Origin of the sequence: Maribacter sp. Asnod1-A12, assembly GCF_045063735.1 — a bacterium.
Taxonomy (GTDB): Bacteria; Bacteroidota; Bacteroidia; order Flavobacteriales; family Flavobacteriaceae; genus Maribacter.
In genome coordinates, this window is the sequence record NZ_JBEFNZ010000006.1 from 3769053 (window position 1) to 3794448 (window position 25396).

The 25396-nt window shown below is 33.1% G+C and carries 24 protein-coding genes; 21 read left to right on the forward strand and 3 right to left on the reverse strand.

What is annotated here, in order from left to right; translation table 11 throughout:
- Positions 1-94 precede the first annotated feature (94 nt).
- From ACJJVP_RS16245 to ACJJVP_RS16280, 8 genes are all read left to right on the forward strand, one after another.
- Positions 95-1912 (forward strand): hypothetical protein, encoded by a 1818-nt coding sequence (locus ACJJVP_RS16245; protein ID WP_405415282.1) that lies wholly within the window; start codon positions 95-97, stop codon positions 1910-1912.
- Positions 1913-1984: 72 nt separating this feature from the next.
- Complete coding sequence (locus tag ACJJVP_RS16250) at positions 1985-3013, forward strand: hypothetical protein (RefSeq protein ID WP_405415284.1); 1029 nt, start codon at positions 1985-1987, stop codon at positions 3011-3013.
- Positions 3014-3211: 198 nt separating this feature from the next.
- Positions 3212-3697: a hypothetical protein gene (locus ACJJVP_RS16255; RefSeq protein ID WP_405415286.1), complete on the forward strand. Its 486-nt coding sequence runs from the start codon at positions 3212-3214 to the stop codon at positions 3695-3697.
- Between the two features lie 24 nt (positions 3698-3721).
- Positions 3722-4990: a hypothetical protein gene (locus tag ACJJVP_RS16260; protein WP_405415287.1), complete on the forward strand. Its 1269-nt coding sequence runs from the start codon at positions 3722-3724 to the stop codon at positions 4988-4990.
- Between the two features lie 277 nt (positions 4991-5267).
- Entirely contained in the window at positions 5268-6914 is a 1647-nt protein-coding gene (locus ACJJVP_RS16265; RefSeq protein WP_405415289.1) for a S41 family peptidase, read from the forward strand.
- 126 nt (positions 6915-7040) lie between these two features.
- Entirely contained in the window at positions 7041-8183 is a 1143-nt protein-coding gene (locus ACJJVP_RS16270) for an alpha/beta fold hydrolase (RefSeq protein ID WP_405415290.1), read from the forward strand.
- 38 nt (positions 8184-8221) lie between these two features.
- Positions 8222-8791: a hypothetical protein gene (locus ACJJVP_RS16275; RefSeq protein WP_405415293.1), complete on the forward strand. Its 570-nt coding sequence runs from the start codon at positions 8222-8224 to the stop codon at positions 8789-8791.
- Between the two features lie 252 nt (positions 8792-9043).
- Positions 9044-9718, forward strand: coding sequence for a DUF2625 domain-containing protein (locus ACJJVP_RS16280; protein ID WP_405415295.1), 675 nt, complete (start codon positions 9044-9046; stop codon positions 9716-9718).
- 180 nt (positions 9719-9898) lie between these two features.
- Here the strand turns inward: ACJJVP_RS16280 and ACJJVP_RS16285 are convergent, their stop codons facing one another.
- Together ACJJVP_RS16285 and ACJJVP_RS16290 are read right to left on the reverse strand one after the other, a co-directional pair.
- Positions 9899-11305, reverse strand: a complete 1407-nt coding sequence (locus tag ACJJVP_RS16285) for an amidase (RefSeq protein WP_405415297.1) — start codon at positions 11303-11305, stop codon at positions 9899-9901.
- 413 nt (positions 11306-11718) lie between these two features.
- Entirely contained in the window at positions 11719-12375 is a 657-nt protein-coding gene (locus ACJJVP_RS16290) for a helix-hairpin-helix domain-containing protein (protein WP_405415300.1), read from the reverse strand.
- 274 nt (positions 12376-12649) lie between these two features.
- On the opposite strand from ACJJVP_RS16290, the gene ACJJVP_RS16295 reads away from it, so the two are divergent.
- The 13 genes from ACJJVP_RS16295 to ACJJVP_RS16355 all read left to right on the forward strand — a co-directional run bounded on the left by ACJJVP_RS16295 (position 12650) and on the right by ACJJVP_RS16355 (position 24929).
- Positions 12650-12979 carry a helix-turn-helix transcriptional regulator gene (locus tag ACJJVP_RS16295; protein ID WP_159303781.1) on the forward strand — a complete coding sequence of 110 codons (330 nt, stop codon included), beginning with the start codon at positions 12650-12652 and terminating at the stop codon, positions 12977-12979.
- 73 nt (positions 12980-13052) lie between these two features.
- Positions 13053-13520 (forward strand): DUF6428 family protein, encoded by a 468-nt coding sequence (locus ACJJVP_RS16300; RefSeq protein WP_405415303.1) that lies wholly within the window; start codon positions 13053-13055, stop codon positions 13518-13520.
- Positions 13521-13541: 21 nt separating this feature from the next.
- Entirely contained in the window at positions 13542-14174 is a 633-nt protein-coding gene (locus ACJJVP_RS16305) for a low molecular weight phosphatase family protein (RefSeq protein WP_405415306.1), read from the forward strand.
- A 2-nt stretch (positions 14175-14176) separates the two neighbouring features.
- Positions 14177-15232, forward strand: a complete 1056-nt coding sequence (gene arsB, locus ACJJVP_RS16310; protein ID WP_405415308.1) for an ACR3 family arsenite efflux transporter — start codon at positions 14177-14179, stop codon at positions 15230-15232.
- Between the two features lie 234 nt (positions 15233-15466).
- Complete coding sequence (locus tag ACJJVP_RS16315; protein WP_405415310.1) at positions 15467-16285, forward strand: oxidoreductase; 819 nt, start codon at positions 15467-15469, stop codon at positions 16283-16285.
- A gap of 28 nt (positions 16286-16313) precedes the next feature.
- The gene (locus tag ACJJVP_RS16320) at positions 16314-17420 is read left to right on the forward strand and encodes an MBL fold metallo-hydrolase (RefSeq protein ID WP_405415312.1); all 1107 of its coding nucleotides are present in this window, start codon (positions 16314-16316) and stop codon (positions 17418-17420) included.
- Between the two features lie 10 nt (positions 17421-17430).
- Positions 17431-18345 (forward strand): helix-turn-helix domain-containing protein, encoded by a 915-nt coding sequence (locus tag ACJJVP_RS16325; RefSeq protein WP_405415314.1) that lies wholly within the window; start codon positions 17431-17433, stop codon positions 18343-18345.
- 157 nt (positions 18346-18502) lie between these two features.
- Positions 18503-19105, forward strand: a complete 603-nt coding sequence (locus ACJJVP_RS16330; protein WP_405415316.1) for a TetR/AcrR family transcriptional regulator — start codon at positions 18503-18505, stop codon at positions 19103-19105.
- 52 nt (positions 19106-19157) lie between these two features.
- Positions 19158-19937 carry a haloacid dehalogenase type II gene (locus ACJJVP_RS16335; protein ID WP_405415319.1) on the forward strand — a complete coding sequence of 260 codons (780 nt, stop codon included), beginning with the start codon at positions 19158-19160 and terminating at the stop codon, positions 19935-19937.
- A gap of 24 nt (positions 19938-19961) precedes the next feature.
- On the forward strand, positions 19962-20696 hold the full coding sequence (locus ACJJVP_RS16340; RefSeq protein WP_405415320.1) for an SDR family oxidoreductase: 735 nt from the start codon (positions 19962-19964) through the stop codon (positions 20694-20696).
- A gap of 20 nt (positions 20697-20716) precedes the next feature.
- Complete coding sequence (locus ACJJVP_RS16345; RefSeq protein ID WP_405415322.1) at positions 20717-21532, forward strand: hypothetical protein; 816 nt, start codon at positions 20717-20719, stop codon at positions 21530-21532.
- A 200-nt stretch (positions 21533-21732) separates the two neighbouring features.
- On the forward strand, positions 21733-23451 hold the full coding sequence (locus ACJJVP_RS16350; protein WP_405415324.1) for a purine-cytosine permease family protein: 1719 nt from the start codon (positions 21733-21735) through the stop codon (positions 23449-23451).
- 2 nt (positions 23452-23453) lie between these two features.
- A complete protein-coding gene (locus ACJJVP_RS16355) occupies positions 23454-24929 on the forward strand; it encodes a mannitol dehydrogenase family protein (RefSeq protein WP_405415326.1) in 1476 nt (491 codons plus the stop codon).
- Between the two features lie 2 nt (positions 24930-24931).
- Here ACJJVP_RS16355 and ACJJVP_RS16360 read toward each other — a convergent pair whose 3' ends face one another.
- The gene (locus ACJJVP_RS16360) at positions 24932-25333 is read right to left on the reverse strand and encodes a hypothetical protein (protein ID WP_405415329.1); all 402 of its coding nucleotides are present in this window, start codon (positions 25331-25333) and stop codon (positions 24932-24934) included.
- Positions 25334-25396: the final 63 nt, after the last annotated feature.

The following is a 25396-nucleotide window of genomic DNA, read 5'->3' on the forward strand; positions in this document are numbered from 1 at the left end:
AAAATCTATTGCAAACTTTAGGGCAATACCTAAAAAAAATTTGAATAATTGTTGATTAACTATAATTCGTAAACTAAATTTTAAATTATTTTTTTTGTTTAAAATATTCCAAAAAAAACCAACAATAGCTGTACTTGGCAAAGAGCCAGGTATATTCGCCAAACTTAGTAAAGAGGTAACAAAAGGAAATTATAAATGGAAAAGGTATGATAGTTTAGAACTTGCAAATAGCATCGATTCGGTATTGATAATAGAGTTTTTGAGTCCCACTACCTATCATTTCCCAAAAACACCTAAACCCTATTCCCTCTTTTCAGAATTCGATGTTATCCCTTATAATGACAATTCTTACGGAAAGCTCTTATTCAATTTAAACTTATCAAAATTATTAGAAAATACCCATTATTTTTCAGCTACGGTTAATGAGCTTCTAAAAGCATATGTACAAGATATTGAGCAGATTGATTTCATAACCAATAAAGCTACTTTAGAATTACTTTGCTATTTACCCTATACCGCAACAAACCAAAATGAAGTGGTACAATATATTAGCGAAATAAATACATATTATCTTAATGCCATTGACCAATATAATAAACCACAATACAGACAATCGCTTATTTGGGAATTTGAATTGTTCAAACACACTTACGAAGAAAATAAAGAAGAGTTTATAGAAAGGCTAACATTACTTCTAAGTATTATTGATAGTTCTAAACAACCATATGAGTTTGCTTATATAAAGTACTACCAAAGTAAACTAATACAAGAAAGCAATGAGGGTAAAACAGATGCATCTCTTTTTGAAAAACAAATAATAGCTTTTCAAGAAATTAAATCATTAATTGATAAAGACAAGCATAATGAGTTCTTTGCCGATGTTTTATATGATTTAGGAAACACCTATACTGAATTATTAAAACGAAACTATCTAATTTCAACCATTGATAAGGGTATAGTAGTTTTCGAAGAATTAATACCCATTCTTGACAAAACTAAAAATTACAAAAAATGGTTGCATACGAATAATGCGTATGCAAATGCCTTCTTTTTAAAGTCTACTCTTATAGATGATTTGGCACATGCAAAAAAGGCATTAAAACTATATACAAAACTTAAATATGAGTTTAATGCAAAAAAGTCTGCTTGGGATTATGCTATGTACCAACAGAACTGTGCCGCCGCCGCTATTCATCTCGCAAAACTGGCAGATAGTGAATCTGCCACAAAATTAATTACAATAGCACTTGAATTATGCGAAAATGCACTAAAAATATGGACTTATGACAACCACCCAATAGAGCATGCTTTAGTATTATTAAATATAGCAAAAGCCCGTGCGCAAGAGGGTAAAACTAAAAAAAACCAAACATTTTATTTAAAAGCAATTGATTTAATTAAGCGAGTTATAAAAATCAATACTGAAGAAGGTATACACAACGAGCTATCTAAAAATTATAGAATACTAAGTATCTATTATTACGAAGCTGCAGAACTTCTTCACAATTTAGAAAACTATCAAAAAAGCGTAAAATATATAAAGGTATCTGTAGACCTATTAAAGAATAGTACTGAGGTGCGTAGTGCTTTTTCTGCATATTACTACGCACATTATTCTGATAAACTAGCTACTGTCACCAAAAAAGAAGAAGACTATATAGAAGCTGTTAAAGCTGCGGAAGCATATATATCATTAAAAAGTTCAGATACTGAAGTTAAACGTTACTATTATACAGAAATAAGGCATTTATATTTATTATCCATGCTTACTACAATCTCTTTAGATCCAGTGTGGAAACAAGCCTATTTGAGATTGTGTAAAAAATTAGAGAAAATGGAGTTTGAAGATGTGGAAGATGAAATTAAAACAACGTATCACAAAATGATCAGTGATATTATAAACGCTAATTAGACTTAAAATATAGTATAGAATGAAAATTATAATTAGCCGAAGCAGAAAATGAAAATGAAAAAACGTAAAAAAATGATATTTATAATAGTTGGGCTTTTATTCTTTGTTCAACAATGTACCACTATCAATTTGATACCTAGTCTTGTATCGAACAAAGATAATTTTAGGTATTTAAGTGAAGAGGTTAGTTCTACAAACTTCGTGGTTGACAAAATTTCAGATAAAACTTATTTATGGATATATTATGATACAATAAATAATTATTTCATTGTTGACGATTCTTATCATCAAAAGAAAATAAGTGCTGACGGAAATATCTTGTTCGACCTATCAGACCCTTCTGCTGAAATGCCATATAAAACACATTATGTGTTTACAGATAGTTCAGTTTACGATTTTTCAAAAAATAAAGTAGAAAAAGAACCTTACTTCGAAAGAATAATTTTTTTAACAGAAGAATTAGAAAAAAAATGGATATTACTATTTAAAGAGTTATACGATAAAGCCTCTGTTGTCATTTATGGTAATAATGAACTCATTTATTTTAAGATCCCCAGCGGTTGGGTAGCACTGAAAGTATCAGAATTTCGTTTTTTAAAGGGTGACAATACCAGTGAACGAACGTTTGAAAATTATCCGGCAAAATATAATAAACTGATTTTTCTTAAAGATATAAAGTCTAATACTTACTCAGAATGGATGTCACATTCGGGCTCAAGTGCAGATAAAAAGCGTAGAAATTATGACTTAGATAATGCTGATTACCCTGAAAAAAAAATCAACTATGTAGAGAACAAGATTGAAAAAATCTCATTGAAAAAAACAAAAATACACTCAACATTTACATACACGCCTATAATCTCTCATTTTATAGGAATTGGATATTACAAACTAAAAAAAGAAAATGAATATATTCGATTTAAAGAGAACGCTATTAAATATCCATTTTATTTTCTTCAATCAGATTCCTATTTAAATAACTATACCATTCCTGAAGAATTCGAACCAAAAACTAACATATCTTTTATTAGATATTCTTACCCATCAAACACCAACGAAAGTAAAAGTCAAGGTCTATATATCGTCAAAAAGAAATATTGAATTCCCAAGAAAATCATGGATACTAAATATTATATTAGAGTAACAAGCAAATTAAAATATTTAGTTCTTGACCTACCCTACTTTTCTATATATGATTATTAGAAATACTTTAAAGAATTTTATCGACCAGTTCTAAAAACTATAAATATTTGTGAAATTGAAAAACTTAACGAAAATCAAAACTTCTATAACTGAATTTTGAGTAAAAGAAAAACAATATTTGAACTATCTGTTTTAGTCTTCCTTTCAATAATTTATATCATAGTGATTTGGGGAGGTATGAGCCAACAAAACATTAAACTTGAAGAAACATATGAACTTACAGGTGTTGTTACCAATAAAGGAATTGATTACCATATAAACTCCAAAAGAAAAAAGACAAAATGTTTCTTTATAAGATTAGATAACCTTGACCATAAGGTTGGAGTAAAAAGGTTATTTGAGGGCTATGACAATTTAGTCAATAGCATTAAAATTGGCGATACAGTTACTATAAATTATTTTGACAGGTACATGCCGTATGAAAACGTCAATACCGATTTGGTACAAGTCAAAAAACAAGAAGTAATTGTTTTTAAAAAAGAAGAATACGAAGAAGGTCAAATGGTATTCGTATATGTTGGTATATTCGGGCTAATTGTAAACTTTTTTCTTTGCTATAAAGTTATAAATAGAAAAGCTTAGTACATAAAAACTTAAAAATAAAATATGAATTTTAGCCTTTTTAATAAAAAGAAAAATCCTTCAAGTATAAAAGAAGAATGGAACAAAATTGGCAGTAAATATGCTGCCGAGGTCAATGACATGGTAGCATTTGGAGAAAAAAACGGTTGGGAAAATTGGAAAGGAAAAGAACCAGAAGATAATAGAGACCATTTAGCAGATGAACTATTTCGACTGCTAAAAGAAGCTAATAAAAATAATGTTGTTAAAGAGTTTAGAAAAGATTTTCCGCCCGCACATACGCCTTTAATAAAATTCTTTGAAACCAAAGGTCAAAGTATTGAGCAAATGCATTTTATAGAAAATGAAAAAATTATTTTCTTAACGGGTACGGCCTATCAAAAAAGACAAGCTTATCTACTTAATGGAGAAAAGGTAATCGAACTTGAATCTGATATAGATGCAATTGGTAAATCCAAGAGAAATAATGTCTTTGCCATTTCCTCTAAATATAGCATTGTAACCACACAAGGTTGGCAAGGCGATATCATTCATACATTTGAATTGAATGAAACGAAAGAGTTTGGAATATCGAATCTAATACCGTTCAATGATGGACGTAAGGTTCTTTTAATATCTTCTGACGGAATTTATATCATATCGCAAGAAGGTGAAAAGATGATTCACCCCGAACCCGATTTAGAAGATGAAGAATGGTCTTCTTATATAGACATGGAGAATGCCACAATATCTAATGACAACAAACATATTGTAGTAGGCGATCAATGTGCCGATCATAGAATTTTAAATGAAAACGGAATACAAATTGGTGAGATTGGGGCTCAGTCTTCATACCCTCATTTCTGTCTTTTTTCTGATGACGATGAACAATTAATAACAAACTCTTGCCATTTTTATAACGGTATTACCATTGGTGTTTCTGCAAACCAATTTGAAGATTTAAAAATTGAAGCTTACGAAGAAAGCGAAGATTATAAGGTAATAGATGAAGATATGAGGGTTTATATAGGTCTTACCACAAAAGATTTATACATACTTGGAGATGCATATGGTTACATCAAAGCTTTTAACAAAAATGGAGAATGTATTTGGAGGCATTTTTTAGGTTCTACTATTGGTGGTTTAGCTATATCTGATGATGATAAGATATTATGGGTGGGCTCTTGTACCGGAATGGTTCACAAATTAAAATTAGGAGAAGGTCACAGAGATAACCACACCTTAGGCAATGGAAATCATTATGAGGAGTTCAGATTAATTGTATGGAAAGGTGAACCAATAATGATGTGGTAGGCCTTTATATTTTTTCTAAAATAGCTTCAACTAATTAAAAATTTACTTTCAATCATTTTAAATGACAAGAAAAAAGCAAATCAGCTACTCGGTATTCTTAATTTTTACTGGGTGGGTCTTAAATGCTATTGCATGGTCCATTTCAGCACCACTACCTATCAATAACATTTGTTTAATAATTGGTCTTTTATTCTTTTTAATTGGTATTATCTGGTTACTAGTAGCGTTAATGAGTAAATAATTACTATAATTGAATCTTTTTCTATCAAAAACGAGTATGAAACGAACGCTACTTTTTCTGTTACCTTTACTTATATACTCTTCTTCTATTTTTTCTCAAAATGAACTTACTGAAACACAAAAACTAGCGGTAACTGCTAAAATTTGGGGGTTTTTAAAATATTACCACCCACATGTTGCAGAAGGAAACTATAACTGGGATGAACAATTGTTTAAAATAATTTTAAAAACGAAAAAAGCTAACAATACAATTGAACTCTCCCAAATTTACATTGACCTTATTGATAGTCTAGGGGAAGTTGAAATATGTAACAAATGTAAACCTAAAAATAAAGTTCAGTATTTCAACAAAAACTTGGATTTGAAATGGTTAAACAATGAACAGTTATTTACAGTTAAATTATCTAATAAACTCAACTTTATTAAGGCTAACAGGCATCAAGGCGAAAAAAAATACGTTGAGTATTACAGTCGTAATTTTAAAATTGCAAATTTCACTAATGAGATTGATTATGAAAACTTTGACTGGCAAGATGAAAATTTAAGGCTGCTCTCCTTATTTCGTTATTGGAATATGATTGAGTATTTTTTCCCAGCCAAATATCAAACGGATAAGAATTGGAATAGTGTATTAAATCAAATGATACCAAAATTTTTGTATCCAAAATCTGAAACAGACTTACACCTCGCAATGAGCGAATTAGTTGTTAGCTTAGATGATAGCCATGTTAAACTTAATACAGATAAAACGTACTTGTATTTTGGTCATTATTATCTTCCTGTTCAATTTAAGTTAATTGAAAACCAAGCATTAATTACAGGTATCTACAACGATTCATTAGCGAAAATTAATAACTTAAAAATGGGTGATATTATAGTTAAAGTTGATGATGTAGAAGTTGAATCAATATTTACGGAAAAAGAAAAGTATATCAGTGGTTCAAACATGTCGAGGAAAAGATTAAATGCTAGTTACTATTTACTTAATGGTCCACAAGACTCACTAAAAGTAGAAGTAATAAGAGACGATAAATTATCTATTAGATATATAAATAGATACTTGTACCAAGATTTTAATTACCAAAAACCAATTAATCATGAAGAATATAAAATTCTTAAAGGCGATATTGGTTATGTTGATATTGGCGTAGTAGAAGATTTTTCAAAAACCATGAAAGCATTAATAAATACAAAGGCTATAATTTTTGACTTAAGAAAAACATCATCCTCGACACCATTTAAGATTGCAAATTATATCACTTCTCAGAAAAGAGATTTTTATAAAGCAATAGTACCCGATTTAGATTATCCAGGAAGATTTATTTGGACTAGAACCTATCAAGCGGGTACTAATAGTAAATTAAAATATAATGGTAAAGTTATTTTACTAGTAGATGAAAATTGTCAAAGCCAGCGAGAATTTACAGCAATGTGTTTACAAACTGGCGACAATGTAACAACAATTGGAAGTCAAACTTCTGGTGCAGATGGAAATGTTGTTGTATTTAATATGGTAGGTGGTTACAGAACTCAAATAACTGGTGCTGGCATATTTTATCCTGATGGTACAGAAACTCAAAGAAATGGGGTAAGGATTGATATAGAAGTTAATTCGACAATTGAAGGAATTAAAAATGGTAAAGACGAAATATTAGAAAGAGCAATCCAATTTGCAAATGAATAAAAATCAATTATAGACAGTAATCCCCAAATCTAAATACCTCTTTCAACTGATAATCTTTCCTCTTGCATACCATTATAAATTGCTGAATTATTGTAAATTACCAGAACTATAATACACCAACCAAAAATGAAAAACTTCTATTTTACCTTCTTAGCCATTTTCGCTCTATCCTTCACTATACATTCTCAAACGCTAGATAAATTAGTAGATATTGATGGCTATAACATGCATTTCAAAATTATGAAAGGTGTAGGCACACCCATTCTTTTTGAAGCTGGTGGCGGTGATGACAGTTCTGTTTGGACTTCTATTTTAGAAAGGATACACAAAGTTACGGGCACTACATTAATAACCTATGACCGATCAGGTTTCGGACAAAGTGAATTGAATCCGAAATTGAAGAACGATTCAGATTTCGATATTGAAAACGGAATTAAAGAACTGGAAACCGCACTTGCAAAATTAGGATACAACAATGAAATAATTATGGTATCGCATTCTTACGGCGGACTATACAATCTTCTATACGCGAATAAACATCCGAAGAAAGTTAAATCGATTGTTTTAATAGATGCAACTCTTAGTAATTTCTGGAATGAAGATTTCTTGGCTATGAGAGATATGTTTGTTGACATAAACACCATACCAAAGGGTACCGGCGATTATTACCTGAATTTTAATTACAATGAAATTATGCGTTCATTACGAAACACACAGTTTCCTGAAAATATTCCTGTTGCAAACATTTTTCCTGATAAATCTGCCCCAGTATATCCAGAAGAATACGCCAATAGATGGAAAAAGGTACATGTAGATTTAGGCAATAATAACAACAATGTAACCAACATTATAGCTGAAAGCAGTGGTCATGCTATTTTTAATGATAATCCTGGTTTAATAATCAACGCCATTGTTAAAGCCTATGTAGAAACACTAGACGAAAATCAACAAAATGTAGTCTTACAAAAGGCTTTGGACAATGCAATTGACCTATCAATCAAAACTAAGGTCCATAATCGTTCAGAACACGATTTAAATACATTGGGTTACTCCTTTTTACAAACCCAAGAATTGGACAAAGCGCTAGACGTATTTAAAACAACCACCATATTATTTCCAGAAAGTGCCAATGCTTATGATAGTTATGGTGAAGCTTTACTCATGTCTGACAAAAAAGATGAAGCTATTGAAATGTATGAAAAATCTGTAGCCTTAGACCCTAATAATGAACACGGTAAAGAGGTACTGTTGAAATTGAAAGAAGATTAATACTTAAAAAGAAATATTAAATATTACAACGCATTCATATGGGTCTATTTGATTTTTTAAAGAAGAGCGACAAAAAACAGGAAACTGTTCAATTACAATCTAAAAAAGAAGCGAACATTGCAAAGATCAAGCAGTACATTGACATACCAGAGTCAATAGCAAATAAAGTAGCCGACATCGACAAAATCACCACTAATAAAGATTTAGATGTGGAGACTAGGGTTAACCAGCTCATGAAAATTTATGAATCGTTAACTGACGACCAAAAAAGAACTAGGGAAGGTAGATATGTAATTCTGCATATCGCTGAAGTATGTTTTTCTGAAAGATGGATTGAAGATGCTTTTGATAATTTCAATTTTGCACTGCAATTTAAAGACACCATCGGCAATCCGCTTTTACATCTAAGGCTAGGGCAATTAAACTATTTAGTGCAGAACAAAGATAAAATGCATGATGAGCTAAGCAGAGCCTTAATTATGGCAGGAGAACCAATTTTTAAGGACGAAGACCCGAAACTGATTGAAATGGTCAAAAGCATATTAAAAGAACCCGAAGATTGTTCCTGGACAGAATACGAAGGTCAAGATTGGGCAATAACCAAATAGTAACTTACCTCTACTCTATTAATTACCACCATTTAAGATTTTAAAGTTTATAAATACACAAGATGATTTTTGATGCTATAGTTAGTTTCTTCATTGACGTAATTTTTGAGGGAATTCTACATAAATTTTGGAACTTTTTGGGCAGTACATTAAACCGAGTACATAAATTCTTGTTTAAAAGAGAGAAGTAACAGATTCTAATAGAAAAATAACCATATTAAATCGGTGTTTGCAACGCATCATTAAATCTGTATGAAATCAATAAATGAATTAATAAATATTGAAGAACCAGGCTGGACATTAGTTACTGAATGGATAAATGATGCAACCAATAAAGTTGAAATTCTACCCAAAAACGAGAAAGAAGCAGACAATGCACTGTATCAAACTCAAGTGTCAACTCGCTCCCCAATGGGAGCTATAATATATGAAACTGGCGGTCTCTTAATAGACCATGGTTGGATCAGAATTTTGGGTTCTGCTAACCAAAAGCTAGATAGAACTTTACCTAAGTTTAACAAAGGTAAAACGTTCAAAGATTACGGAGATAAACCAGCTATATTCTTAGTTGCCGATGATGTAGTCGGCGGATTTTATGCCATAAACGGAGGTGCATTGGGTAATGATTTAGGTAACATCTATTATTTCGCACCTGATGCTTTAGAATGGGAGCCTATGGATATTGGGTATTCTGATTTTTTATGGTGGACATTTACTGGTGATCTATCTCAATTCTACGCTAATGCACGGTGGACAGGTTGGGAAAAAGAAATATCTGAAATTAATGGAAATCAAGGTATCACATTCTATCCATTTTTGTGGACAGAACATAAGCACATTGATGATTTGACAAGAAAAATAGTGCCAATCTCTGAGATATGGTCATTTCAACAAGACACTTTAGAGAAATCATCGAAAGAAGAGTAAGTAAAAAAAAGTATACTATAATACAAAAACAAGTGGCATCGTAAAACGGACTATGAACAATATTTAGTTCTTATCGCTCAATACTATAGGTCAAGCACCCCAGATAAAAACACAAGAGAATATAATCGATTAACGTAATACTTTAAACAGATACACTATTTTCTATAATTCTGGAAAACCCTATGGAGCTCTTCTATTTTTCATTTTTTGTTCATATGCGTAAGCTAACTGAAACAATAAACCTTCGCTAAATGGTCTACCTAACAATTGAAAACCTGCCGGATATTTATCATAAGAGTACCCCATTGGTACGGCAATTGCAGGAAAACCTGTTGGAGGTGACAGTTTTATACTATTAGCGCCCCTCGGTCCGTTTAAATCTCCTATCAATCTTGGTGGATAAGTAAAGGTTGGATAAATCAAAGCGTCCAAATTTAAACTATCCATTACATTGGTAATATGATCTCTTAATGCTTGCCTTAGTTCTTGGTTCTTGCCCCAGTCATTATGCTCTTCTGGTATATCTACATCCGCTTGGGCGTTTTGAAGATTACTCTTCAAATAAGGATGATATTCTTTCGATTCAATAATTTCCTGTAAAGATGTATACTTAGCACTATCACCTAAACTTGCCAAATACCCATTATAATCTCTTTTTAGTTCACTAATTGCTGTACGGGCTTTATTTAATGAGTCTAAATGAGGTAACTTAACAGAATCTACCATAGTTACCCCTAAAGTTGACATATCCTTAATAGCTTTAATCATCAACCGATAAACACTAGAGTCAGATTCTTCAGGAATAAATAACTGGTGAACAACTCCTACCCTTTTGTCAACTACACTTCTACCCAAAAATGATTGGTAGGATTCTTCTTTTACATTAATACTTTTTGCAGTTACTACATCTGTTGAATCGTAGCCGGCTATTACATCAAAAACAATTGCCACATCTTCTACCGTTCTACCCATAGGACCTCCAATATCATTTGTTAGCGCTAAAGGAACGATACCATCACGACTAGTCAAACCCATAGTAGATCTAATACCTACAAGTGCTTGGTGTGAAGAAGGACCCCTTATAGAACTACCGGTATCTGTACCAAGACCCACTACTGCAAAACTTGCCGCAATAGAAGCTGCAGTACCACCACTAGAACCTGCTGTAGTTCGTCGTGTATCATACGGATTTCTAGAATAACCAGGTAAAACTGAACTCACAGTAAAGTAACCACTGGAAGCAAATTCTGCAAGATTTGACTTTGCTAAAATAATAGCACCTGCATCTTTCATTTGTTTTACCAAAAAAGCATCATTGGGAGGATAAGAATCTTTCAAGGCTAATGTTCCGTTACTTGTGGGAAGACCTTTAACATCGTAATTATCCTTTACAATAATGGGTATTCCATGCAAAGGTCCTAAAATAACTCCTCTAGAATATAAACTGTCCAAATAAATGGCCCTTTCCATTGCTTTGGGATTAACTAGAATAACAGAGTTAATTGAAGGTCCTTTTTTATCATATGCTTCTATCCTTTTTAAATAACCTTCAACAAGATATTGAGCATTAACTTCACCCTTGTTCATTGCATCTTGAATTAATGAAATACTAGTTTCACTAAATTTAAAACCAGTAGTTTGTTTATTCTTACACCCTACAAGTAATATAAAAAGAACGGTTATAAATTTAATATGAAAATTGGTGTGCATATTTAATGAAATTATCAGATTAGTAAGGTCCACACTTTTTATGCATTTATTATACAAGTACAAGCGGGAACTAGATTCAAGATAAATGAAAATGAAAACAAGAATAAGTGCTTCTCAAAAAAAGTTTAAAGTTTTATTGATTCTTTATTTAGAATGAAATAAAAAAAATAATAATCAAAAAAGTAACACCTTATTTTCAAAAAGTCAATCGAATATGAAATAAAAATCTTGGAATAAAAAAAGCCCTAAGAATATACCTTAGGGCTTTTTGTTATGTTTGGTTTTGGCAATTATTTACCACCGTCCAATTTATCTTGTAAAGTTTTTAATTTATCCCAATCACCAGAAGCAGCTAATTTAGCTTGCTTTGGCCAGCTACCTGGTTTATGCATGGTATAACGTGGCCCGGCTTCTTTTAAAATTCCTTCAAGCGTTTTTACCGAAGCTCCTGCTAATTTCTCAAAGGTACCTATCCCCTTCTCTGTTAATATAGAAGCAATTTTAGGTCCTATACCTTCAATTTTCTTTAAATCATCTTTCTTAGCCTTAGCTGCAGGTTTCTTCGCTACTGGCTTTTTAACTGCAGGTTTTTTGGCAGCCGCCTTTTTAACCGGTTTCTTTTTCGCCGGTAATGCGGTTAAATCAACAACACTATTATCTATGCCTGCATACGGAGATGGAACATAAGCATCAGCAGCATGGTCATTAAACCATCCTTTGTCTTCGCTCAAGTATCTGAACTCATAACTTTTACCTGTTTCCAGTTTTATACTTTTTACATACGATCCGTTCTTTTTTTCCATTTGGTAAGAACTATCGTTGGTTTGCCAATCATTGAAGTCTCCCAACAATATCACATTCGCCTCACTTGGAGCTTCATTTGCCCCAACGGTAAACGTAACCGTAGTATGCGTACCCTTTCCTTTTGTCTCTTTTGTTAATGCCATTTTTCTGTAGTGTTTTAATTCTAGATAAAAGTTACATAGAAATTACTCATTTTCAAAAGTTTGCATTAAAATATTAAAAGATTTTAAAATATTGGATAAGATTGGTCTATTGAAATGCCTTTTAATTAAAAAGACAACAACTAATTATTAAATCTATATTATGCTTATTGCTTTGCTACAGACAGAATTGGTAAGAATTAGTTAAAAAAACAATTTTATTTAAGTTATAAAATATATTATCGTAATATTGCAATGAAACAATTAAGTTAAAAGAATGGGATTAGCAAAGACAGAAATGTTTACCGATGAGCAGAACAAGATTTCAATGTTCGCAAAAGCTTTTGGTCACCCTGCACGTGTTGCTATATTACAGCATTTGTTCAAGATAGACACTTGTATTTGTGGCGATTTGGTCAGCGAAATAGGCTTGGCACAACCTACCATATCACAACACCTTAAAGAATTGAAGAATTTAGGATTAATAAAAGGTAATGTAGAAGGTACTAGCGTTTGTTATTGTATTGATAAAGACAACTGGTCTAGCATGAAAGATATTATGGCGCAATTTCTAGATCAAGATATCTCTAGCAACAGTTGCTGCTAAAAAAAATTTAACATGATTAATCGTTTTATTACGATAAACAAATAATAGAAATTAAAATTTAAAACATAACATTATGAGACTATCAGAAATTAAAGAGCTTTTAGGACAGTTAGACACCATAGGGTTTCAATTACCAAATGGTGAATTGGTACCCAATCATTTTCACGTAACCGAAGTTGGTAAGATCACCAAGAATTTTATTGACTGCGGTGGTACTGTTCGTAACGAAGAAGTTGCCAACTTCCAATTATGGAATGCCAATGATTATGACCACAGGCTTCACCCAGAAAAACTGATCAATATTATTGAACTATCGGAAAAGGTTTTAGGGATAGATAATTTGAAAATTGAGGTGGAATACCAAGGACAGACCATTGAAAAATTTGGTCTTGATTTTGACGGTACTTATTTTACATTGACCTCTAAACAAACAGATTGTTTGGCAAAAGACAAATGTGGTATTCCCGAAGAAAAGCAAAAAGTAAAACTTTCGGATATTAATAATGAACCGTGTTGTTCTCCTGACGGAAATTGCTGTTAACCTTTAAATAAACCAAAGAAAATGATTACTACAAAAACGAATATATTACCAGAAATTGAGAGTTTAATAAAAGAACTGAATACCGATTCTATTACTGCAGATCGTAAAGTTGTTTTACAACCATTGGTAGATTACATTCAAGAGAAAACGAATGCTAGTGAAGAAATCAGAATAAATTTCATCTGTACCCACAACTCCAGAAGAAGTCATTTATCTCAAGTTTGGGCACAGACTATGGCAAACTATTATGGTATTAAAAATGTGTTTTGCTATTCTGGTGGTACAGAAGCTACTGCCCTATTCCCTATGGTGGCGGAGACATTAGAGAATCAAGGTTTTCAGATTCAAAAATTATCAGAGACCACTAATCCGGTTTATGCTATTAAGTATGCTGACAACGAGCATCCGGTAATTGGCTTTTCTAAATCATATGAAGATCCTTTTAATCCGTCAGAACAATTTGCAGCAGTCATGACATGCTCACAAGCAGATGGTGGTTGCCCCTTTATAGCTGGAGCGGAAAAAAGAGTTCCTATAACTTTTGAAGATCCTAAGGCTTTTGATAATACTCCTCAGCAGGCAGAGAAATATGCTGAAAGAAGTATACAGATTGCTACGGAATTATTTTACATATTCTCACAAATCAACAAGTAAAAATGGCTTCTAAAAAATTAAGTTTTCTAGATAAAAACCTAACCTGGTGGATTTTTGCCGCCATGGCACTTGGTGTCGGAATAGGATATTTCTTCCCAACCTTCCCAAGTTTCATAAACTCATTTAGTAGTGGCAGCACAAATATTCCTATTGCCATTGGGTTGATATTAATGATGTATCCGCCACTGGCAAAGGTAAATTATGCATTGCTACCTAAGGTGTTTAGGAATACCAAAATACTATCTATAAGTCTAATTTTAAACTGGATTATAGGTCCTGTTTTAATGTTTATACTAGCCATTACCTTTTTGTCGGATTATCCAGAATACATGGTTGGTCTTATTCTTATTGGTCTTGCGCGTTGTATTGCCATGGTTTTGGTTTGGAACGATCTTGCCGATGGTAGTAGCGAGTATGGTGCGGGGTTAGTTGCACTGAACAGTATTTTTCAGGTATTTGCCTATAGCTTTTATGCATGGATATTTATTACGGTACTTCCACCCTATTTTGGGTTTGAAGGCGCAATCGTTGATATTTCTATTGGCACCATTGCCGAAAGTGTAGCTATCTATTTAGGTTTACCCTTTTTAATGGGAATATTAAGCAGGCTGATTTTAGTGAAGTTAAAAGGTGAAGAGTGGTATACTACCAAGTTTATACCGACAATTTCACCTATGACATTGATAGCCTTATTGTTTACCATTGTTATCATGTTCTCTTTAAAGGGAGAATTAATAGTAGAAATACCTATGGATGTGCTCATCATTGCAGTACCATTACTAATCTACTTCACCTTAATGTTCATTATCGGATTCTTTTTTACCAAGGCAACAGGTGCAGAATATGACAAAACAGCATCAGTAGCCTTCACGGCAGCCGGAAACAATTTTGAACTTGCTATAGCTGTAGCCATTGCCGTATTTGGTCTTAATTCCGGTCAGGCATTTGCAGGTGTTATTGGTCCGCTAGTTGAAGTACCTGCTCTAATATTTTTAGTGAAGGTTTCTTTTTGGTTGAAGAAAAAGTATTTTAATACAACTAAAGAACCAGCAGTCTAAAATAGTTTGTGTGTGTTAAATCACGCAAGAAACTAATACATAACGGGAAGTTATAATAGATTAAAGCCTCTATCTACAAATTTTGTACTTAGAGGCTTATTTGTTCCATAATGTTACCTGAATAAATATAATATGTAAAAAGTATTCAACATTCGGCAATTAGCATACAATTATCAGCAAGTATCCCTTTAATTTTGTCAAAGTATAATCAATTCTATATTCTAACAAATACACATGAGTAAAGTAGCATTAATTACAGGGGCATCATCTGGCATGGGAAAATCTACAGCCAACATATTAAAAAATCAGGGTTACATTGTATATGGAGCTGCAAGAAGGATGGAAGAAATGCAAGATTTAAAAGCGCAAGGAATACATATTGTGCCTTTAGACCTAACCAAAGATGATTCCATTGTTTCGTGTGTAAATACCATAATTGATAAAGAAGGTAGAATAGATATCTTAATCAATAATGCCGGTTACGGATCTTACGGTACAGTAGAAGATGTTCCGTTAGAAGAAGCCAAAAGACAGTTTGAGGTGAATATATTTGGTTTGGCACGTATTACACAATTAATCATACCAAAAATGAGGGAACAGAAGTATGGTAGAATTGTAAACATATCCTCTATGGGCGGAAAAGTGTATTTACCATTAGGAGCTTGGTATTTTGCCACAAAACATGCTTTAGAAGGATGGAGCGATTGCCTGCGTCTAGAGCTAAAGCCATTTGGTATTGATGTAGTCATTGTAGAACCTGGCGGAATAAAAACTCCTTGGGGATTAATTGCCGCAGAAAGTTTGAGAGAAACTTCAGGTACGGGCGCCTATGCAACATTTGCAAATTCAGTGGCAGATACCATGAAAAAAGATTTTACAAATGATCGTTTTACAGATGTCAACGTATTAGGCAAGACGATAGCCAAGGCGGCTACAGTAAAAAAACCGAAAATTAGATACGTTAAAGGTTATTCTGCCAAGTTAGCAATAACGGTCCGCAAATGGTTTGGTGACCGTATATTTGATAAAGTGATTATGAGTCAATATAAATAGAATGATCAAAAGAATCTTAAAAAAAATAATGATAACAACCCTAGCAATAATAGGTATATTGGTTATCGCCGTTCTGGCGTTCACCAATTTTTATCCAAGTTTTGGAGGTAACAGCACTAAAGAGCAAAAACGAACTTATGAAAAATCCAACCAGTTTAACAAGGGTAAATTCCGTAATGTAAAACCTGTTCCAGAAGACTTAAGCTTTTCTGACAAGCTAAGTTTAGCATATACTTTTTTCACCACCAAAGTACCCAATGGGCGCCCCAAAGAAGATTTAAAACCACGTAAAATAGATTCAATCGATATTGCCGATTATAAAGGAGAAGCAAGATTGATATGGTTTGGGCATTCCTCTTTTTTATTACAGATCGAAGGAAAAAATATTTTAATAGACCCAATGTTTGGCGCGGTGGCAGCCCCTCACCCACTTTTAGGTGAAAAGCGTTTTAATAAAGAATTTCCAATTGCAATTGAACAATTACCACAGATTGATGCAGTTATTTTCTCTCATGATCATTATGACCATTTGGATTACGAATCTGTTCTAAAGATCAAGAATAAAACAAATCACTTTTATACACCCCTTGGTGTTGGCAATCATTTGACCGCATGGGGAGTTTCTGGTGCCAAAATCACAGAGATGGATTGGTGGCAAGAGACACAATTTGGTTCGTTAAAATTTGTTTGTACGCCAGCTCAACATTTCTCTGGTAGAGGCTTAAACAATGCACAAAGTACACTTTGGAGCTCTTGGGTAATTACTTCAGAAAACGAAAATATATTTTTTAGCGGAGATAGTGGCTACGCAGATCATTTTAAAGAAATTGGAAACAAATATGGTCCTTTTGACATTGCGTTAATGGAATGTGGGCAATACAACAAATTATGGTCAGATATTCATATGATGCCAGAAGAAACGGCACAAGCTGGTTTAGATGTAAAAGCAAAAAAGATAATGCCCATTCACTGGGCAGGTTTCAAATTAGCCTTGCACGAATGGACCGATCCAATTATTAGAGTTGAAGCAAAAGCTGCCGAACTGAATATTAAAGTAATTGCACCACAAATTGGGCAAGAAATAATAGTAAAAGATTCAGTTACCACCTACCCTAACTGGTGGCAAAACATTTAACTTATTTGTAATGAAGGAAATAATTAAAATAGAAAGTGTTGCTGATGTTCACTCTTACTTTAGTTTAGAGAAACCAAAACACCCCCTAATTTCGGTATTGAGAATTGGCGAAAATTGGAACCAAATTGGTCTAGAAAATTTTAAATATTCCTTAGGTCTTTATCATATCAGTTTAAAAGATAATTGCGCTTTTACCATTAAAAATTATGGTAGAAATTCATATGATTACCAAGAAGGTTCAATGATCTTTATGGCTCCTGATCAAATCATGGAGTTTGAAAAACAAAACATTAATACCAAAGACCAAGGTTGGACGGTGATGTTTCATCCAGATTTAATTAGAAAATCTGAATTAGGTAAAAAAATAGAACAGTTCTCTTTTTTTGAATACGCATCTAACGAAGCCCTACATTTATCAGATGATGAAAGAAAAACAGTAACCGAAATAATTCAAAAAATAGAAAAAGAATATAACAGTAATATTGACACACATAGTCAAACCATTATTATCTCTAATTTAGAATTGTTACTTAATTATTGCATCAGGTTTTATGACCGACAATTTTATACAAGAACCAATTTAAACAAAGATATAGCTGGCAATTTTAATACACTATTAAAAGAGTACTACAGCCAAAACAAACAAATTGAACTTGGTATACCAACGGTTCAATATTGTGGAGAAGCATTAAATATATCGGCTAAATACTTAAGCGATTTACTTAGAAAAGAAACTGGTCAGGGAACGCAAGATCATATTCATCAATACATCATAGAAAAAGCCAAGAACAAACTTTTGAACTCAACAAAAAGTGCTAGTGAAATAGCTTATTCACTTGGCTTTGAATACCCCCAATATTTCAGTAAAATTTTTAAAAAGAAAACTTCTATGAGTCCTAATGAGTATCGACTGAACCTAAATTAAAAGAATTTTTAGTTGCACAAACCTATAAATTGTACATTTTTGCTCACTAACTACATTTTATATTTAAAACAAATAAAACAAACTGTTAGGTAGTTAAGAATACGTTAAACACTATCAAAAACATTCTACTCCGTATTTTATTGGGCATATTTACTATATGAAACAGGCATTAAAATCAGAGTTATCAAAACAACTCATTCTCACTGAGGCTTTTAAGTTGTTTTATGAAGATGGTTTTAAAACCACTAGCATAGAAAAGATAATGAAGGCAACTACTTTGACTAAAGGAGCTTTCTATCATCACTACGCAAATAAAAAAGAATTAGGCATAGCCGTTATTACCCAAAAATTACAAAGTAGAGTTCAAAAAAGAATGGTGTATCCGCTTTATCAAAATGGTAATGCATATACTATTTTAGAAGAAACTTTTCTAAACAGCCTTAAGTCTTTTACAATCTACGAGAAGAAACACGGTTGCCCAACAAATAATCTCATCAATGAAATTGGTGATAATGAAAAAGTATATCAAAAAGCACTGAAAAACATTATTGAGGAATGGAAAAGAGCCCTGATAGAATTAATAGAAAGAGGAAAGACAGATCATTCTATTAAAAAAGATATTTCAAGTGCCGCAGCGGCTATTTATTTAATTAGCGCTTTTGAAGGCATACGCGGAATTCGTAAGCTTTATGATGATGATAAAGTGATTGATGAATATCTAAAGGGACTATCTATTTACTTAAAACAGATAAAACAATAATTTTTTTACCTAAAAACATACTGCATAGAATGTTTTTATAATCTTAAATACTATGAACAAAGACAGAAGAGACTTCATTAAAAAATCTACCATACTTGGTGCCGCCGGTGCAACCATCCCTGCCATGGGGTTTGCCAATAAAAAAGAACAATTATTTGAAAGACCAAAAATCCTTTTTTTTGATGTCAATGAAACCCTGTTAGATTTAACAGCAATGAAAGACAGTGTTGCAAAAGCTTTAAATGGCAGAAATGATTTGCTACCACTTTGGTTTACGACCATGTTGCAATACTCTTTAGTATCAACAGTTGCAAATCAATACAATGATTTTGCCATTATCGGTGCTGCAGCTTTACAAATGGTTGCTGCAAATAACGGTATTACGCTAAGCCATGAAGAAGCTAAAAAGTCTATTGTAGCCCCTATACGTTCTTTACCTGCTCACCCAGAAGTTCCATCAGCTTTACAATCTTTAAAAGATGCGGGCTATACATTGGTTTCTTTCACCAACTCATCGAACAAAGGAGTTGAAACTCAATTTAAAAATTCTGGGTTGACCAAATATTTTGATCAACGCTTGAGTATTGAAGATATGGGGAAATTTAAACCACATGTAGATGCGTATAACTGGGCTGCCAGAAAAATGAACATTCAGCCAAAAGAGTGCCTGCTTGTAGCTGCTCACGGCTGGGATATTTCAGGGGCACTTTGGGCTAATTGGAGAGGTGCATTTATTAGTAGACCTGGCGCACAACTATATCCTTTATCCCCTACTCCAGAGATTCATGAACCTGACTTAACATTGGTAGCAAAAAAATTAATCAGTCTATAACAATATTTCAAAAAAGTAAAAGAAATGAAATTAGAAAACAAAGCAATCATCGTTACAGGAGCATCAAGAGGGATAGGTCAAGAAATCGCTTTTCTATTAGCCCAGAATGGAGCCAAAGTTGTTGTAAACCATTCTAACAGTGAAGATGAAGCAAATGCCACAGTAAATAAAATTAAAAGCAATGGTGGTAACGCCATTGCTATTAAAGCCGATGTTAGTAACAGAGAACAAGTATCTCAATTATTTGATAAAACCATAAAATCTTTTGGTAAGGTAGATGTACTAATTAACAATGCCGGAGTAATGATTTCTAAAGAACTTAAAGACAATACTCAAGAAGATTTTAGCAAACAGTTTGACATTAATGTAAGAGGTATTTTCAACACATTACAAGAAGCTGAATGTAAATTAGCCGATAACGGTAATATCATAAATATATCTTCTAGTACTGTAAAATTAATGTTCCCTACTTATGCTCTTTACTCTGCATCTAAAGCAGCAGTTGAGCAAATGACAAGGGTATTTTCTAAAGAAATTGGTCGAGGCATCTCTGTAAATGCGCTAGCACCAGGAGCTACAGAAACAGAATTGTTTTTAAAAGGAAAGACCGATGAATTTATAGCCAAATTAAGTAGCATGAACGCTTTTAATAGATTGGCTAAACCAATTGATATTGCTAGAGTTGCTTTATTTTTAGCCAGTGATGACTCTAAATGGATTTCAGGTCAAGTCATTGGCGCTAATGGTGCACTCGTTTAACCAAATTATAATAACCACATATGAGATTTACATTATCTACACTAATTGTATTAAGTATTTTAATAACCTCTTGCAAAGGTGAAAAAAAAGATAAAAAAGAGCTAATTAAGGCAATTTCCTATAAAAACAAAGGGCATGAACTAGTTTCAAAAATGGTCGAAAAAGTAGGCGATTACAGAACTCTACGAAATAAAAAAGATGTTGTATATACTTATACCTACCAAACACCTGATGGAAAAACAGATGTTACAACTGAAAAATACATTTTCGCAGGTGAACTATCTTATGGTAAATACGAACAACACGAAAGAACTTTAAGTGACTTAAAAGGATCTATTGAACAAGGTTTTGATGGTGAAAATTATTGGCTTAAACATGAAGGACAAACTGTAAAAGATAGTATAGCCTTAAAACGAGTTGCCTTTAATAGACCAACTAATTTCTATTGGTTTACAATGTTTCAAAAATTAATGGATCCAGGAGTATCATACGAGTATATCGGAGAAAAAACATTAGATAACTTCACCTATGATGTAGTTAAAGTGTCATTTGATTTTAAGAATTCAAAACCCACAGATATATATCAACTGTACTTTAACAAAAATACAGCTCTTATCGATCAATTTCTTTTTACGGTTGCCGACTATGGTGCTATGGACAAACCTAATCTTATGAAAGTGGAATATGAAGAAGTTGACGGAATGTTATTTCCAACCAACAGAAAATATAAAAAATCTACTTGGGAAGCAGATGTAAGTGATAAACCCTGGATCAAAGTAAATTGGAGCAATATTAAATTCAATAATGGATTAGGTGAAAATGATTTTAAAAGTTAATATATCCTCATTAAAACAGCTTCATTTATACATAATACTTCTTTTAGCAGGTAAAGAATTTGAAGATTAACAAATTTTAGTAAAAGGTTCTTAACAAATTTAAATACATTGCAAGCCTGATTTTAAAATCAAAAAGGTGCAAAAACCTTAAGCAGCACTCAATTTATTTTTTTTTAAGAACCTAACTACCAACTCAACTTATGTCTGTCATTAACGAACAAACAACGTTTGAAAATTTAAACGAAGAACAACTACCCGTTGCAAAACATAAATTACACGATTGGACACATTTTGCAGGTTTGTATGCTGCAGAACACGTAGCAGCTACAGAGTTTGTGATCGGAGCCACATTTGTAGCACTTGGTGCAAAAACAATGGACATAATTCTTGGTCTATTGATCGGTAATATTTTAGCAGTTCTAAGCTGGAGGTTTATTACATCTCCTATCGCTGTAGAAACTAGATTAAGTTTATATACTTACCTAAATAAAATTGCAGGTGATTCTATGACCAAGCTTTATAATTGGGCTAATGTCATTATTTTCTCTGTAATATCTGCTGCTATGATAACCGTATCGGCTACCGCAGTTCGATTTGCTTTTGATATACCTGCACAATTAAACTGGTACCCCACAAATTTGTGGTTTGTACTTATTGTATTCTTAGTTGGTGTAGTCGTAGTATCAATCGCTTTATATGGGTTTAATGCAGTATCTGAATTTTCAGGTATATGCGCACCATGGCTTTTTGTAATGTTTACAAGTGGTGCAATGGTATTACTACCAGCTCTTTCTTTAGATGTTTTAGGCACAACATTACCTAACGGATGGAACGATCTGATATCGCTCGGTGACCAATCTATTTGGACAGGAGTTGATAGTGCTGGCGAACCCGGTATTGGTCTTATAGAAGTCATAGGTTTTGCATGGGCGGCAAATTCAATAACACATTTTGGTTTGATCGATATGGCGTTATTACGATTTGCCAAAAAGAAATCTTATGCTCTAGCTACTAGTACAGGTATGATGTTCGGACATTATGTTGCATGGATCGCTGCAGGTATTATGGGAGCCGGTGCCGCTGTAATATTAGGCAAAACAATAGTTGAACTAGACCCGGGAGATGTTGCCTTTTACGCCTTAGGATGGTCTGGTTTTGTGATTGTAATCGTAGCTGGTTGGACCACTGCAATTACAAATTTATACAGAGCAGGCTTAGCTGCACAAGCTATTTTTTACAAACATTCTCGAAAAAAGACAACTATCGTTGTTGGCTTAATCACTATTGCCATAGCCTGTTTCCCATTTGTATTTTCACAGATTTTACCGCTATTAACCTATGCAGGTTTATTGGTTGTTCCTGTTGGTGGTATTGTGTTTGCTGAACATCAAATATTTCCAAGAATAGGATATACACGTTATTGGTCTCAATATAGAAATTTAACGTTTAGTACACCCGCAATTGTTTCATGGGGATTAGGGTTGGTATTCGGTTTTGGCTTAAATGCATTAAACGTGATGTCTTTCTTTTACCTATTCATTCCTACTTGGATTTTTACTATTGTTATTTACACAGTTCTTGCTGGCAAATACGGAGCTAAAAATAAGTACCCGCAAGCTGAGGAAAACGAAAAGTTGAGAAACCAGCAAATTGAAGCATATCAAGAAGAAAAAAGCAAATTAGAGACAAAACCTAAAAAAGACACCTCGCTACTTACTAAGGTTATACAATTGGTTTCGATTGTGGCACTTATTATAACCTTGGTATTGGCAGGCATTGTGCTTTTTGACAGTGCTAACGAAAATATCTATGTTGAAAATAGAGAAACCTTTTATCGTTACGCCTTTATATGTACTGTAACATATTTTGTTACTGCTTATTGGGCATTACTACGTGGCAAATCAAAAAAACTAAGCTAAAAATGACAAAAGAAATCATGCTGAATAATGAAAATTTAGCAGAAATAAGCAAGCAATTACCTACACCTACATTTGATAGAACTTCACTTAAAGTAGGTATCGTTCACGTTGGTGTTGGTGGTTTCCATAGAGCTCACCAAGCTTTTTACACGAACTTGCTTCAAGAAAAAGAAAATGCTTCTGAATGGGGTATTTGCGGTATAGGGTTACGAAAGGGAGATCAAAAAATCCATGACGTACTTCAGAAACAGGACGGCATGTACACTTTGATTGTAAAGCATCCGGATGGCAACATAGATTCTCAAGTAATTGGCTCTATTATCGACTTTAAATTAGGGTATGATACTCCCAAGTTGGTAATCGATCAAATGGCGCATCCTAATACAAAAATAGTGTCCTTGACCATTACCGAAGGTGGCTATAACTTTAATCCAGCAACGGGTGAATTCGATTTTGAAAATGCAGATGTACAGTACGAATTACAACATCCAAACGACCCTAAAACCATATACGGATTTTTAACCGCTGCCATTAAAAAAAGAAAAGAAGACGGGTTACCTGCCTTTACGGTAATGTCTTGCGACAATATTCAACATAATGGAGATGTTGCAAAAGAGATGTTGTTGACATTTGCACAAAAACAAGATGCGGAGTTAGCGGCATACATAGAAAAGGAAGTAAGTTTCCCCAACAGTATGGTAGACCGTATTACTCCCGTTACTACGCAAGCAGATATTGATTATTTAAAGAATACATACGGTTATAAAGGTGAATGGCCTGTTACCTGCGAACCTTTTATTCAGTGGGTTATTGAAGATAATTTTTCTAACGGCAGACCAAATTTTGAAAGCGTAGGTGTACAGTTTGTACTAGACGTAAAACCTTATGAAAAAATGAAATTGCGTCTTTTAAATGCAGGTCACTCAGTACTTGGTATTTTAGGTGCCATACATGGCCACCCAACAATAAATGCATGTATGGAAGACGAGGTTTTCGTATCATATTTGAGGGAGTTTATGGATAATGAAGCAACTCCGGTACTAGATAAATTAGAGGGTATTGATCTAGTCGAATATAAAGACAGTCTACAAGAACGTTTTGCCAACCCCAACATAAAAGATAGTGTTAGCCGTATTTGTTCAGAAAGTTCTGCAAAATTGCCAAAATTCTTAATCGCTACCATTCAAGATAATTTAGCAAATGGCGGAAACGTTAAACATGCCACATTGGTTATAGCGGCATGGTGCTATTATAGTGACAAGGGGGTAAATAAAAATGGTGAATCCATTGAAATTATTGACGCCCTGCAAGATCAGTTGCACCAAGCTGCAAGTAAGACCAACGAAGACCCACTCGCTTTTATTAAACAAGAATCTTTATTTGGCAACTTGGCCCAAAATGAGAAATTCACGAGCTTATATAGTGATATGGTACAGAAAATTTATGCCAATCCAGATATTAAAAAGCTTATGAAATAGTTTTAATTCAATAACAATTTAATCTTTGCTAAAAGCACAAGTTCAGATTTGTTGTTTCCAGCAAATGAATTCGCAATAGCCTTGGCTGTTTTTCTGGTCAAGGCTTTTATTTCATCAGAAAAAGCATGAGGATGTTCTTTATAGAAATCTACAAATTCTCCAAAACACTCTTTACTTTCTTTTTCGGTCTCTGCTAAAATATTAAATACAATTTCAATTTGGTTAGCAGCATCTGTACCATAACGATCGGTAAAATCATCTACATATAACCAATCTTCTTTTACATACTCTTTAACTTTATCCCATTCATTATCATGTACGGTTCCATCACTTTTAGCAACAGCATAAAAGAGTTTTCCTAAACTTTCATATAGCCCGTTCATTGTCTTCGCAGTGTTTTCCATTATATCTTATTTTAATCTATTCTCTAGTAAAAATATAAAGGAACATGCACTTTTTATATGATA